We start from the raw sequence: 13,136 nt of genomic DNA on the forward strand, positions 1-13,136 counted from the left end.
AAGACAAGCAAATGTCTAAGCCAAGAAAATCCGAATTTTATTTAGCACAATTTGTTTGAATTTGATTGTTGCTAAAAATAACACGAGCTGAACTTTTATTTTTTCATACAAAAATAGCCTCCACATCCCTTGTAAGGGACGAGAAGGCTATTTCCCGCGGTACCACCCGTTTTAGCAATTTCGATAAATTGCTCACTCTTTTCCGTATCGTGGAGGACCGCTTCTGTTTACTCATCAAAGATTTTCAACAAAAGAACTCTTGGGTGATTTTCAATTTCTACTTTTTCTAGGCTTGCACCAATCCCAGATCGCTGAATAAAGAGGTAGAAATGTACTTTCCCTGTCATCGTTTCATTATCCATTACAATATTATTTACATTGATTATAGAGGATATCTTTGTGATTCGTCAATATTCACTCTCAACTTCCTCTAACCCTTTTAATTCTGTTGTATCTACGTCATACTCCATTAATTTATCCCAATCATCATGGTCAATTAAATCTAATTGTGCTTCGATTAACATTTTGAATCTTGTGCGGAATACTTTCGATTGCTTTTTTAATTCTTCAATCTCTAAAGCAATTTTACGAGCTTTAGTCAAAGATTCATTAACAATTCTATCCGCATTTTTTTCCGCTTCACGAATAATTAATTTTGCTTCTTTTTGAGCATTGCCTTTTACTTCTTCAGCCGCCTCTTGAGCAACAACAATAGATTTATGCAATGTATCTTCAATGGTACTAAAATGTCCTAAACGTTCATTTGTACCTGCCAGTTTGTCTTCCAATTCTTTCTTTTCACGCAAAATAATTTCAAATTCTTTAATTATCTGGTCAAGAAATGAATTGACTTCATCTTCATCATATCCGCGTATTTTTCGACTAAATTCTTTATTATGTATATCCACGGGCGTTAAAGCCATTGTGACGCCACCTCCACTAATCTCCTGCATAGCTATCTATATTATACAAAGTTCGACGTAATTTAGCTAGAATCCTTTTATTTTTTTATGATTATTTTAAAACACCTAATTTGACTCGCAGTTTATCCTTCTTTGTTACTCGAAGAATCTCTAATAAAGTGCATCTTCCTAGTCCTCTAACAGAGATGACATCTCCTGAAGCACATTCGAAAGAAGTTTGCTCGGTGATCCCCCAATTTACCTTTGTTTTACCTTGCTGAATTACTAGTTGTGCCTTGCTTCTAGAAATTTGAAAAGCAGTTGCAATTAGTATATCCAGCCGAAGCGAACTAATCGATGTTTCCTTTTCTTTCCACTGTTCTTTTGGAGATAAGATCGCAGCCAAGTCTTGTTTAACGATAGATATTTTTGCTTTCCCAATCTGACTCAAATGGACACGAATATAGTCTTCTAAAGTAAGTTCAGTTAAAAATTGAATTCGATCTTCATGAATGATAATATCGCCAAACTTTTCACGTTTTATTCCTAAAGACATAATCGATCCAAGAATCATCCTATGATCCAATTGAACAAATTTCGTCGGGTAGTTAATTTCATATAATCCGATTTGAAAATCATCTACTTCTGGCTGATAATATTCAGGAAAAAGCAAAGCCCTTTTTCGTTCACTTTGAACTGTTCCACCAAAAAACTGATATTTTATTTCATTTTGCTCCCCTATCATAGATCGCAAAATATATTGCTCACGTGGATCTAAAAAATCTGTTAGTTTAGGTGCATATGTTTGATTAACATATTCTTGCCAAGCGATGACTTGATCGATAAATTCTTTTTCTTCAGGGCGGAAATGTTGATAAACTTCAGACATATTTCCCCACCTCCTTTAGAACCACAAAGCTAATGATTGAACTCCTCTTGCCGCTAGATTTAAAACAAAAAAGGCAGCCAATGGAGAAATGTCAATCATCCCAATTGGTGGGATAATGCGCCGAAACGGTTCTAAATATGGCTCACAAATCCGGGCAAGAAATTGTCCAATCGAAGTTTCTCGGGCATTCGGAAACCAACTCATTAATATATATATAATTAAAGCCCATGAATAAATAAAAATAATCTGTGATAAAATCCCAAAAACAAAATTCATTCCTTAATTCCACCTCGAGTCGTCAAAATCGTGTTCACTAATCAATTCAGATATATTACCGGAAACTTCTACATTATCCGGAGTACAAAGAAAGATGTCTTGTCCAATTCTTTGGATGTCCCCACCTAAAGCATACACAGTGCCGCTCAGGAAATCTACTATCCGTAATGCCTGATCCCGGTGAATACGTTGCAAATTCACAATTACAGCTCTCCGGTTAACTAGATGGTCTGCAACCTCTTGTGCTTCCGCATAAACTCTTGGCTCAATTAAAATAACTTTAGAAGATTTTTTTGCACTTTGTAAGCTAACAACATTTGGTTTTTTATTCGTCGGTACATGGTGCTCTTCCTCGGGTGAAATGTCTTTTGGGCTTTCTTCATCCACATATTCGTATTCATCTTCCAACATAAAGAAGTTTTTGAATTTCGATTTTATTCCCATTTATAAGTACCCCTCCTTCTTGTTATTCACCAACTAGAGCCGTACCAATCCTAATATAGGTGGCACCTTCTTCAATCGCGATTTTAAAGTCATTAGACATGCCCATTGACAACTCTGTACATGGTGCATGAGAAAGACCAAGATTGTTAATATCTTCTTGTAATGCCTTCAAATTCCGAAAACATTCGCGTATAACCATTTCATCCTGTGTAAGGGGCGCCATTGTCATAAGGCCAATTATTCGAATATTTGGGTATACCGCTAATTCTTTAACAAAATCAAGTGCTGTCTCCGGCTGAATTCCATGTTTCGATTCTTCTTTAGACATATTTACCTGGACAAAACAATTTATCGGTGTAGTAGCACGTTTATTAATTTCCTTAGCCAAAGAATGCCTGTCCAAGGAATGAATATAAGTAACTTTGTCTAATATATTCTTTACTTTCCGTGTTTGCAAACTCCCGATAAAATGCCAGATTGGCCTGTTTCCTAACAACTCATATTTAGAAACCAGGCCATCATCCCGATTTTCCCCCAAGTGTTGTATCCCTGCTTCTAATGCTTCGGCAGTCCTCTCATTTGATACATATTTTGTAACAGCAATAATTTTTACATCTTGTGGTTTTCTCTTAACCTTTGAACAAACTTCAGCTATTTGTTTTTCTATGATAGATAATTTATCTTTTACTTTCACAAATCAAAACTCCTATTGAGAATAATGTTTTCCTTGTTAAATTAAAAGTGTTGTGTTCAAAAAGAAGGCTTAAAAGATCAAGTTGACTAGAAGCGTTGCATCAAAAAACAATAGCGTAAGCTTATAGAAAAGAAACAAAACCAGATTGAAACTGGATTTGTCTTTATTGCCAGACTCTTGAACACCCTCGAAAGAGATATTTTTATATAGTGTACCATAAAAGCCACCAGTAGAGAACCAAAAGCGTAAGCAACTGATCTATGATTAAACAGTTCTGGACATACCCGCCATTTTAAAGACCGATTATAGCTATATAAGGAAGAGACTAGCTGACTTAATAAGAATTTATCAATTCATTTTTTCATAAAATCTTAAAACAAAAAATGCTATTTCGGTTTATCTAATTGTTGTTGAACATATTGATGTCCTTGATGTCTTACTAGAATCACATCTTCGCCAATTTTGACAATTTGGTTCCATGGGATAATAACTTCTTCTTCTCTTCCCAAAAAGCCCAAAAAACGCGTAGAATGTCCAATAATGATCGTTTCTATTCTTCCGGTGTCCAAATTAATTTCTATATCTCCGACATGTCCAAGCCTACGACCATCTGCAATATTGACAACATCTTTCACTTGAAATTCCGAAATTCTTACCATATGGCTCCCCCTCTTGAATAAATCGATTTATATATATGTATGCTTTGGATAAATAATTTATTGTAAGAAAAGCTTAAGCCACCTGTAAAGACAGTACAAACTTGAATAATGAAGATCACGTGGTATGTCCCCTGCACACGATTAAAAATAACTTGGAATCTAGAGAGGAGGCTTTCTTCCATATTTCCAGGTTATTTGACCTCACAACTTGTTACCTAAGGTTGCAGGAAGCGGCTTTCACAAGCACATTTTTTGGAAAATAAATAAAAAGGCCTAATTCTTTTGGAATCAGGCTCAGACTGTAGACAAACACTATGAATTTTGGTGTTTGTCTACAGTCTTTATTCTTTTAAAATAGAGATAAAGCTAGAAAGGTTGATTTCCGCTGCGAGCGGACGCTTTCCGCGGGCACGGCTTCAGCCGCTTCCCTCGCTGCGCTCAGTCCAGGGTCTTCAGCTCGCGCTGTTCCCGCTGGAGTCACCGCTCTCCGCTCCAATCAACGGTATTTTCTATTAACTGAATGAGGTGATGGATATGATGAGAAGAATCAAAATAATGGACGCGAACAGCTGGAAATGCTGACAATAGAGCAGTTGGTTCCTTAAGACCATCTGGTGCGCAAACTGGATGCGGCTATTGATTTCTCCTTTATCTATCCATTAGTGATCAGCCAATGCACAGAGAGTAAGAATCACCAAAAGATGATTCAACGTCAGATCTGGCAAGATTACTTGGATGTAGTTGAGGACTTGCGTCACAATCATGAAATCAAAGAATTAGACGGGTAGCGTAAAGAGACGATTGAGCGTGTCTTTGCCGATGCAAAAGAAAAGCATGCGATGGACAACCCTTAGGGGGCTTAAAAAAATGTCCATGCAGGCGATGCTGACTTTTGCTGCCTTACATCTTAAGAAGCTGGCCAGCTGGACATGGAAAACGCCAACCATGGCGTAATAGAAACCATAAGGAAAGCATTTATGGTCTTTTTCATAGAATGATCGCAAAAGGGTTGGAAATCATTTTGATTTCCAACCCTTTTGTCTACACTCTGGGCCTGATTCTTTTGGAATCAGGCTTCTTTTTCACAAAATATTTTTATTCATTTGTTTAATAGCAGCTTTTTCCAAGCGTGATACTTGGGCTTGAGAAATTCCAATTTCTTCTGCCACTTCCATTTGCGTTTTTCCTTGAAAAAAACGTTTGCGAATAATCATCTTTTCACGATCATTCAATCTTTGTAACCCATCATGAAGCGCTATTTCTTCAATCCATGTACTGTCTTTATTTTTTTCATCACTTAATTGATCCATTACAAAGATGGGATCGCCCCCATCATTATAAATAGGTTCAAATAAGGAAACAGGATCTTGAATGGCATCCATCGCAAAAACTACCTCTTCATGCGGAATGTCCAATTCTTTAGCAATTTCAGCAGCTGTCGGTTCACGAGATGTTTTTGCCATCAATTTTTCCCGTACATGTAAAGCCTTGTATGCAATGTCCCGGAGAGATCGTGAAACTCTTATAGGATTATTATCCCGTAAATATCTCCGTATTTCTCCAATAATCATTGGAACAGCATATGTAGAAAATCGGACATTTTGGCTTAAATCAAAATTATCGATTGACTTCATGAGTCCTATACAGCCAACTTGAAACAAATCATCTACATATTCCCCCCTGTTATTAAAACGTTGAATCACACTTAAAACAAGACGCAAGTTCCCATTTACTAACTTTTCTCGAGCTGACCTATCACCCTGCTGCATTTGCTTTAAAAGTTCCCGCATTTCTTCATTTTTTAGGACAGGGAGCTTCGAAGTATCCACACCGCATATTACTACTTTATTTCGCTTCAACTTTTTTCCCTCCTTGCAGGAGCTGACTACAAAATTCAGTATCTCCTCGGACGGGAAATATATGCATCCTCATTTTCTTCTGGAAAGTTTGTGAATGTCTTTAATTCTTATCAACTCTACCATTAATGCACTTTTTTTCTTTTTTATTTTTTTTCATCCACACGATTTTTTTACTTGTTAAACCATCTTATTGAATTCTCTCCGTAATCTTTTAATAATTCTTTTTTCCAGTCTTGAAATATAGGATTGAGATATTCCTAATTGATCAGCTACATCTTTTTGAGTTTTTTCCATTCCCCCATTTAGACCGAATCTTAATTCCATAATTTGCTTTTCACGAGCAGAAAGTTTTTGTAAAGCAGTTAATAATAACTTTTTATCCACGTTTGCTTCCAAATCTTTAGTAATAATATCCTCTTCCGTTCCCAATACATCTGACAAAAGCAGTTCATTTCCATCCCAATCAATATTTAAAGGTTCATCAAATGATACTTCTGATCTTGTTTTATTATTTCTTCGTAAATACATTAAAATTTCGTTTTCAATACAGCGTGATGCATATGTAGCCAGCTTTATTTTCTTCTCAGGATTGAATGTGTTTACAGCTTTAATTAGGCCAATAGTACCTATACTGATTAGATCCTCTATATTAATCCCTGTATTTTCAAATTTCCGAGCAATATATACAACTAGACGAAGATTTCTTTCAATCAACATTGATCTTGCTGTTTTATCACCATGAGGAAGCTTCTCTAGTAAAACTTCTTCTTCATCTTTTGTTAAAGGAGGAGGTAAAGCTTCACTTCCGCCAATATAAAATATCTCGTCTGATTTCATTCCTAATTTCATTAAAATTCGATACCAGTAATATTGAATTTTTAACCGCAAATGTTTCATTACTTTTCCTCCTTTTAAGATTATGATGCGGAATCCATCGCAAAGCCAGGGGCCATTTGTGGGTGGAGAATACATTGAAACATTCCATCCCCTGATAGCTGTTGGGTCGTAAACACAATTAGCACTTCCTTTTCAATCTCCCTTCCGTTTTTTTCCTGAATAACCACCTTTTCTGGTCTAAAAGCACATAAAAGTTGATTGTTTTTTCCTAAGGTTTTAGCAGGTATAAGTCTCATAATATGAGTCCACTCTGTTGGCAAGGAAGCCGAAGAGACGTAAAGATCATTTTGACTATCTGCAACATCGTTTAGTTCTTGTGGTAAATTATCTTGAACAGCTTCAATAGAGACGATCATAACCGGTTTTTTTGAGATAGGATCATATAATTGGTTACCACTGTCAATAAGTCCTTTAAGTTCTAATTCAATTCCATTTATCAAAATATGAACATTATATAAAATATCATATTGAATGCTTGTCTTTGTTAGATGACCAATTCTGTTTTTAGAGAAATACCAAGCAATTGGAAAAGCTACTACTATAAAAAGCCAACTAATCGGATCACCGTATCCTCGTATACTCTCTATAGCAACTGAGTTCCTTAAATCCACATGAAAAGATAAAAAGTAATGTGTACCGATTAGAATGCCTCCCATTAGAAAGGTCGCAAAATAAAAGGTCAGCAAGGTTGCCAAAAAACTGGATAACCTTTTATAGCCAAATGTAATCCCAACCATGATTACGGACAAACTATACTTTATTAAAGGATGCATGGCCCATGTAGAGATTGGTGTGACCGCCATTAAAATGATAATGGATCCTATTAAGCCTCCTAGCAATATTTTAAGTGGGTGAATTCTTCTATTTAAATAAATAGATGTAGCCCATAAAAGAAAGCTGTCTATGAGAAAGTTTAACAACCAGATAATGTCTAGATAAACAACCAGATAGACCTCCTCCCTCTTCCATAGTTCACTTAATATATCTAACCTTGTCTTACATATATATAGAGTATAGAACACAAATATTCTAGATTGTGTCATATTCTGTAATGAAAAAGTCGGAAGTTTTCGCTTGTTTAGCCGAAGTTTGTCAAACAAATCCTTTCAAAAATTTGACTGGATGTTTCTATCAATATTTTGGGGATGTGTTTAATCCATTAACTAGGTATAAAGATGAGATAAGTTACTAAAAAATAGAGGATTGGTAAGTGTGTAAGGTTATATGTCACGGGACTTTTTTCATTATCTTAACCAGATTTTATTGGGGAGAAAATCGTTTAAAGTTACAATTAAAAAAGCCAATCCTCAAAAAGGATTGGCTTTTTCTAATAATTAACGTCTTCTATTTCTGTTTCTTAGAAATGTCGGGATATCTAACGTATCCTCAACAGATTGACTTGATTGGACTGGTTCACGTGGCTCCTCTTTTTTAACTTCACGAGCAGGCGCCTTTTCTTGATGACCTATATTTGGTTTTGCTTGTCCAAAAGATGGCCTTGTTTTTTTAGGCTGTACTGCTGCTTCATCAAAGCCAGTTGCGATAACTGTTACAACAATTTCATCTTTGAGATCTTCATTAATAACAGAACCAAAGATCATATTTACTTCTTGGTCTGAAGCTGAAGCTACTATATCAGCTGCTTCTTGAACCTCATATAAGCTTAAGTTGCTACCACCTGAGATATTCATTAAAACACCTTGTGCCCCATCAATCGATGTTTCAAGCAATGGGGAAGAAATAGCTTTTTTAGCTGCCTCAGCCGCACGATTTTCGCCAGACGCAACACCGATCCCCATAAGTGCTGAACCTTTATTTGTCATAATTGTTTTGACATCTGCAAAGTCCAAATTAATTAAACCAGGAACAGCGATCAAATCAGAGATCCCCTGAACACCTTGACGCAGTACATTATCGGCTTCACGGAATGCTTCAAGCATTGGTGTACTCTTATCAACTATTTCTAACAAACGGTCATTTGGGATTACGATTAGAGTATCAACAGCTTCTTTCATCGTACCAATTCCGCCACTTGCCTGGTTTGAACGTTTTCTACCTTCAAATGTGAATGGTCTTGTAACAACCCCAACAGTCAATGCGCCCATATCTTTTGCAATTTGTGCAATTACTGGTGCTGCTCCTGTTCCGGTTCCTCCTCCCATTCCGGCAGTCACGAATACCATATCCGCTCCTTTAAGGGCTTCTTCAATTTGTTCTTTACTTTCTTCGGCAGCCTTTTTACCAACTTCTGGATTAGCTCCTGCTCCTAGTCCTCTAGTAAGCTTGGCACCAATTTGCATTTTTGTTTCAGCTTTTGATAGGTTAAGAGCTTGTGCATCAGTGTTAACTGCGATAAATTCAACGCCTTGAACATCATGTTCAATCATTCTATTTACCGCATTATTACCACCTCCACCAACTCCAACTACTTTAATGGTCGCTAATGAATCTAAATTAGTATCGAAATCTAACATTGGCAAGTCCTCCTATTTTGTTTAATAACTGGGATGCCTACTCGAAAAAGTGTCCAAAAAATTTCTTTACTTTTGCGGTAATTTTTTCATCCGAATTTTTCTCAGTTTTTTTAGTATGAGTCACTTTTACAGGCTCTGTTTGCTCATATGATTCAGAAGAAGAACTAATATTTCTTCCTTCTAATCTAGCAGTTTTATAAGCGTGTTTAATTAGCCCAACTGCCGTAATATACTGTGGTTCACGTACACCGATATAATCTGGGATAGCAATTCGAACCCGATTTTGAAAGATCCCTTGTGCTAGTTCCAAAATACCAGGAACATTTACCGCACCACCTGTTAAGACAATACCCCCGGGCAAATCTGAGGCACCCATTCTAGCTAATTCATTTTGAACGAGTTCAAATATTTCTTGCACCCTTGCTTCAATTATATCAGACAACTCTAATTGATTAAATTGCTGATGTTGGTCACTTCCAATAATCGGAACACTAAAGACCTCATCCTCAGACGCATCATCATAAAAAGCATGTCCATGCTTCTTCTTGATCTTCTCAGCATCCTCTGTTGTTGTTCTTAGCCCAATTGATAGGTCTTTTGTAATATTATCTCCACCAACTGGAATAACCGTGGTTCCTTTTATGTAACCATGTTCAAACAATGCAATGGTTGTCGATCCACCACCCATGTCGATCAATGCTGTGCCTAAATTTTGTTCATCTTTGGATAATGCAGCTGAAGCCACGGCAAGCGGCTTAAGGACAATATCAACAATTTCAAGACCAGCTCTTTCAACACAGCGAAGAGTATTATGTAGATTAGTTTTAGAACCTGTTACAATGATGCCTTCCATTTCAAGTCTAACACCGATCATTCCTCTTGGGTCTGTAATTTCATCAAGTCCATCTACTATAAATTGATGCGGAATAATATTAATAATTTCTCTTTCCGGTGGAATGGAAACAACTTCTGCTGCATCAATTACCCTAGCAACATCTTCATCCGTAATTTCTCTGTTTTCGCTTGAAACAGCTACTACTCCGTGACAGTGCTGAAGACCTACCTGATTACCAGCAATACCGACAATCACTTGGTTAATTTGCATCCCAATCATTCTCTCAGCTTGTTCAACGGCTCGTCTAATCGAATGGACAGTCTTGTCAATATCCACGATGGAACCTTTTCTGATCCCTTCGGAATTGGCGGTGCCCACTCCGATAATATTTAGTGAATGATTGGTCATTTCCCCAATAATCACCTTGACTGAGGATGTACCAATATCTAGACTGACATATATTTCGCTGTTGTTCATTTTCTGGCACCCCCTTGTTTCGTTCTTCTTCTATTATTCTCTTCTATCCTGTTCATGAGTAATCAATCCTTGAATATGCTTAATTAACTAATTCGTCACCTAAAGGAATTTTCCTGTTTATCATACTATTTATTTCGAATTTTCTCTAGTATTTCCCCATTTATTAAGCAAGATTCTTCGAATAACCGCTATATTTTGGAACAAGCGGATTCCAAATGCAAATACTGCAGCTAAATATAAGTCTACACCAAGGTGGACTCCTAGAAAAGCTAAACCTGCTGCAAGTAAAATATTAAAGAAAAAACCCGAAACAAATACCCGATTATCATATAAGTTTTGTAAATATGCACGGATCCCACCAAATAAGGTATCCAATGCTGCTAATACAGCAATTGATAAATAATTTGCATATTCATCTGGGATTTGAATGTCCGTTAAAAAACCTAAAAATATCCCTATAAGGAGTCCGATGATGGGAAGCAACAAAATTATACATCTCCTTTTTCTTCCACAGGTTCCATATCCCTAGTCGTAATTGGATAAACATAAGCTGGCAATTCGATAGATTTCTTCGGGTCAGATACATCTATCTGCAAGTTGTCGATAAAGAAGTCATCCAATACGGGAGATATTTGCATATGATTATATAGCTTCTCAGCAATCTCCATACTTTCAGTTAGCACATGGATTTGAAACGGAAGATAGTTGATAGCATGGTCTCCAACCTTTGTTTCCCCATTAATGTCGCGGATCACCGTTGTATTTATGTATCTCTCCCCATCAATAGCAATCGATTTTGCTCCGTGCATATTTAATTCATTAATTAATCTTTGTAATACAATCGGAGATGTTTGAGGTGGAGGCTGTCCAAGTAACATGCCTTCATCTATAGCCTTTACAGTGAGAATAATACCGGGACCTTCAATTTTTGTTAAGCCCGCTTCTTTCTTTAACTCTAAAATGGTCTGTTTCAACACATCTTCCTTATTATCTTGCAGTTCAGAAGAATAATCATGGACTTTTTTATCTTGGAGACGTATCTCATGTAAAAGCTTTGTTTGCAGCTCCATCTCATTATTAATTGATTCTCGCAGTTCCCAAGCATCTCGTGCATCGCGATTACTTGGTTTTTGCACTGTGTTAAATTGAACAGCAACCATAAAACCAATAATGAATGTGATAAGTGTAAAATATATTTTTGTTTTCCCCGCCATTATGACGACTCTCCTAAAATCGGATCTAAAACAATTTGTTTTTTCTTTTCAATTGTAAACATAATATTATCATTTACTAATTGATCTCGCACTCCACCCTTTAATGTGACTGCAGCTGCAAGTGTATCTGTATCCCCAATTGCAGAAATTTTAAATGGTGCGGGGTATGGATTACCGTCAATCGTAATTACCGGTCCTGTACAAACAATATAAGAATCAGCTTTTAATCGTTGGCCATTTATTGCAATAGCAGAAGCACCAGATATAAAGAGCTCATTCACAACCTTAAAGACATGATGCTCGTGAACAAGGTAATTATTAGCATCTTCGTCTTTTTTGTAATCCCCGTCTTCTAGTAAAATTTCGATCCCTGGACCTTTCACTTTTACTTTACCTAGGTACATGCGATATTTTTCCGCATCTGCTGCTAATGTTTGATAATCTTCTTCCTCTTGAAACAATTCTCGTTCTATTTTCCTAACATTATCTTGCTTATCATATAATTCCGTTTGTAATTCTTGATTCCGATCTTGAATGGAAATTAATTGCTCACGTAAATCCTTTTCCATCATATATTGCCTATCGGTAATTTTCACACTCGAATTCTTATCTTTTTCAGTCTGACTATATGAAAAAGCTAGAATAAACCCGAATATCAGAAATACAAAGGAAAATATTATGTATTTACCTTTCCCCCTCCTCACTCATATCTTCCCCCTCTTTCTCATATGCTCTAAAAAATGACCCTACTTCAAAATCAATTACACCTTTTACATCTGGGTCTAATTGCCCAACAACAGAGGGATAATGCGCCATTTTTTCCGCTAATGTAGGAATGGTAGCATTCACTTCATTTCCATCATTCATAAATAAATAGATATGAAAAGGATCTGTATTCTTAGGGTCATGTTGAATTTCAGAAATGGAATAATATATTTCCGTTGGAATATCTTTTAATTGGGAGATTAACTCCTTCAAAATTTTATCCTCTTTAAAACCAATTAAAATAGGGGCATTCATCAACAGGCTACTTTTCTCTTTGAGAACTTGACCATTTTCTAAAACTGGCTGAACTTGATCATTACTCATTAATAATGCAAGGCTTGAATGTTCCTTAATATGTACCTCAATGGTATTAGGAAATTTAATTTTCACTTCTAGATCTTTCACTTCTGGTAACTTCTTTATCTTATTCTTCACATTTTTTCGATTTATATTCCATAGTTTTCCACCAGGCTCTAAACCAGATATGGATAGAATTTCCTCTTTAGAAGCGATCTTATTACCGCGGATATCTATTTCTTTGATATGGCTAAGAGGGGATTGGAAGTAAACAACAATAACAATCAATAAAAAGAATATGGATAATAAGATGATTAATCTTCTGTTCGCTTTTTTTCTTCGATGTTCTTTTATCTTCGGTATCCTATCCTCTAATGATAAAACCTTCCCTTTTTGCATAGGCATGCCCCCTTCGCAATTTTATAGAACTTTAAACCCTAATATGCTTAATTCG

At 36.2% G+C, this 13,136-nt stretch carries 15 protein-coding genes, 1 pseudogene and 1 other annotated feature; of the genes and pseudogenes, 1 reads left to right on the top strand and 15 read right to left on the bottom strand.

Annotation, left to right across the window (positions count from 1 at the left end; genetic code table 11):
- Positions 1 to 131: 131 nt before the first annotated feature.
- Positions 132 to 356: a binding site (T-box leader), on the bottom strand.
- 51 nt (positions 357 to 407) lie between these two features.
- From J2Z23_RS03180 to J2Z23_RS03205, 6 genes are all read right to left on the bottom strand, one after another.
- Positions 408 to 923, bottom strand: a complete 516-nt coding sequence (locus J2Z23_RS03180) for a DivIVA domain-containing protein (RefSeq protein WP_057986774.1) — start codon at positions 921 to 923, stop codon at positions 408 to 410.
- Positions 924 to 1,014: 91 nt separating this feature from the next.
- Positions 1,015 to 1,791, bottom strand: a complete 777-nt coding sequence (locus tag J2Z23_RS03185; protein WP_057986776.1) for a YlmH family RNA-binding protein — start codon at positions 1,789 to 1,791, stop codon at positions 1,015 to 1,017.
- 15 nt (positions 1,792 to 1,806) lie between these two features.
- Positions 1,807 to 2,067: a YggT family protein gene (locus J2Z23_RS03190; protein ID WP_057986778.1), complete on the bottom strand. Its 261-nt coding sequence runs from the start codon at positions 2,065 to 2,067 to the stop codon at positions 1,807 to 1,809.
- Between the two features lie 3 nt (positions 2,068 to 2,070).
- Entirely contained in the window at positions 2,071 to 2,511 is a 441-nt protein-coding gene (locus J2Z23_RS03195) for a cell division protein SepF (RefSeq protein ID WP_057986780.1), read from the bottom strand.
- A gap of 22 nt (positions 2,512 to 2,533) precedes the next feature.
- Complete coding sequence (locus tag J2Z23_RS03200) at positions 2,534 to 3,205, bottom strand: YggS family pyridoxal phosphate-dependent enzyme (RefSeq protein WP_057986782.1); 672 nt, start codon at positions 3,203 to 3,205, stop codon at positions 2,534 to 2,536.
- Between the two features lie 386 nt (positions 3,206 to 3,591).
- The gene (locus J2Z23_RS03205; protein ID WP_057986784.1) at positions 3,592 to 3,864 is read right to left on the bottom strand and encodes a YlmC/YmxH family sporulation protein; all 273 of its coding nucleotides are present in this window, start codon (positions 3,862 to 3,864) and stop codon (positions 3,592 to 3,594) included.
- A 665-nt stretch (positions 3,865 to 4,529) separates the two neighbouring features.
- Between J2Z23_RS03205 and J2Z23_RS03210 the strand changes: the two are divergent.
- Positions 4,530 to 4,818, top strand: a pseudogene (locus J2Z23_RS03210) (transposase); the annotation flags it as partial.
- 128 nt (positions 4,819 to 4,946) lie between these two features.
- Here the strand turns inward: J2Z23_RS03210 and sigG are convergent.
- The 9 genes from sigG to J2Z23_RS03255 form a co-directional block, all read right to left on the bottom strand.
- Complete coding sequence (sigG, locus tag J2Z23_RS03215; protein ID WP_420795734.1) at positions 4,947 to 5,765, bottom strand: RNA polymerase sporulation sigma factor SigG; 819 nt, start codon at positions 5,763 to 5,765, stop codon at positions 4,947 to 4,949.
- Between the two features lie 135 nt (positions 5,766 to 5,900).
- Positions 5,901 to 6,620: an RNA polymerase sporulation sigma factor SigE gene (sigE, locus tag J2Z23_RS03220; protein ID WP_057985849.1), complete on the bottom strand. Its 720-nt coding sequence runs from the start codon at positions 6,618 to 6,620 to the stop codon at positions 5,901 to 5,903.
- A 20-nt stretch (positions 6,621 to 6,640) separates the two neighbouring features.
- Positions 6,641 to 7,663: a sigma-E processing peptidase SpoIIGA gene (gene spoIIGA, locus J2Z23_RS03225; protein ID WP_082881506.1), complete on the bottom strand. Its 1,023-nt coding sequence runs from the start codon at positions 7,661 to 7,663 to the stop codon at positions 6,641 to 6,643.
- A gap of 291 nt (positions 7,664 to 7,954) precedes the next feature.
- Positions 7,955 to 9,094, bottom strand: coding sequence for a cell division protein FtsZ (ftsZ, locus tag J2Z23_RS03230; protein WP_057985847.1), 1,140 nt, complete (start codon positions 9,092 to 9,094; stop codon positions 7,955 to 7,957).
- 37 nt (positions 9,095 to 9,131) lie between these two features.
- Complete coding sequence (gene ftsA, locus J2Z23_RS03235) at positions 9,132 to 10,406, bottom strand: cell division protein FtsA (RefSeq protein ID WP_057985845.1); 1,275 nt, start codon at positions 10,404 to 10,406, stop codon at positions 9,132 to 9,134.
- Between the two features lie 129 nt (positions 10,407 to 10,535).
- A complete protein-coding gene (locus J2Z23_RS03240; RefSeq protein WP_057985843.1) occupies positions 10,536 to 10,892 on the bottom strand; it encodes a small basic family protein in 357 nt (118 codons plus the stop codon).
- Positions 10,893 to 10,894: 2 nt separating this feature from the next.
- Positions 10,895 to 11,620, bottom strand: a complete 726-nt coding sequence (locus J2Z23_RS03245) for a DUF881 domain-containing protein (protein WP_209973184.1) — start codon at positions 11,618 to 11,620, stop codon at positions 10,895 to 10,897.
- Positions 11,620 to 12,324 (bottom strand): DUF881 domain-containing protein, encoded by a 705-nt coding sequence (locus J2Z23_RS03250; RefSeq protein WP_057985839.1) that lies wholly within the window; start codon positions 12,322 to 12,324, stop codon positions 11,620 to 11,622. The genes J2Z23_RS03245 and J2Z23_RS03250 overlap by 1 nt, the downstream gene beginning before the upstream one ends.
- Positions 12,305 to 13,081: a cell division protein FtsQ/DivIB gene (locus J2Z23_RS03255; protein WP_057985837.1), complete on the bottom strand. Its 777-nt coding sequence runs from the start codon at positions 13,079 to 13,081 to the stop codon at positions 12,305 to 12,307. Before J2Z23_RS03255 ends, J2Z23_RS03250 begins: the two co-directional genes overlap by 20 nt.
- Positions 13,082 to 13,136: the final 55 nt, after the last annotated feature.

The sequence above is a fragment of the Lederbergia galactosidilytica genome (assembly GCF_017873565.1).
Lineage (GTDB): Bacteria > Bacillota > Bacilli > Bacillales > Bacillaceae_C > Lederbergia > Lederbergia galactosidilytica.

What these genes read in the sequence shown, in the direction of transcription:
- J2Z23_RS03180 (WP_057986774.1), bottom strand. Translation starts at nt 923, where the DNA reads ATGGCTTTAACGCCCGTGGATATACATAATAAAGAATTTAGTCGAAAA.
- J2Z23_RS03185 (WP_057986776.1), bottom strand. Translation starts at nt 1,791, where the DNA reads ATGTCTGAAGTTTATCAACATTTCCGCCCTGAAGAAAAAGAATTTATC.
- J2Z23_RS03190 (WP_057986778.1), bottom strand. Translation starts at nt 2,067, where the DNA reads ATGAATTTTGTTTTTGGGATTTTATCACAGATTATTTTTATTTATTCA.
- J2Z23_RS03195 (WP_057986780.1), bottom strand. Translation starts at nt 2,511, where the DNA reads ATGGGAATAAAATCGAAATTCAAAAACTTCTTTATGTTGGAAGATGAA.
- J2Z23_RS03205 (WP_057986784.1), bottom strand. Translation starts at nt 3,864, where the DNA reads ATGGTAAGAATTTCGGAATTTCAAGTGAAAGATGTTGTCAATATTGCA.
- sigE (WP_057985849.1), bottom strand. Translation starts at nt 6,620, where the DNA reads ATGAAACATTTGCGGTTAAAAATTCAATATTACTGGTATCGAATTTTA.
- spoIIGA (WP_082881506.1), bottom strand. Translation starts at nt 7,663, where the DNA reads ATGACACAATCTAGAATATTTGTGTTCTATACTCTATATATATGTAAG.
- ftsZ (WP_057985847.1), bottom strand. Translation starts at nt 9,094, where the DNA reads ATGTTAGATTTCGATACTAATTTAGATTCATTAGCGACCATTAAAGTA.
- ftsA (WP_057985845.1), bottom strand. Translation starts at nt 10,406, where the DNA reads ATGAACAACAGCGAAATATATGTCAGTCTAGATATTGGTACATCCTCA.
- J2Z23_RS03245 (WP_209973184.1), bottom strand. Translation starts at nt 11,620, where the DNA reads ATGGCGGGGAAAACAAAAATATATTTTACACTTATCACATTCATTATT.
- J2Z23_RS03255 (WP_057985837.1), bottom strand. Translation starts at nt 13,081, where the DNA reads ATGCAAAAAGGGAAGGTTTTATCATTAGAGGATAGGATACCGAAGATA.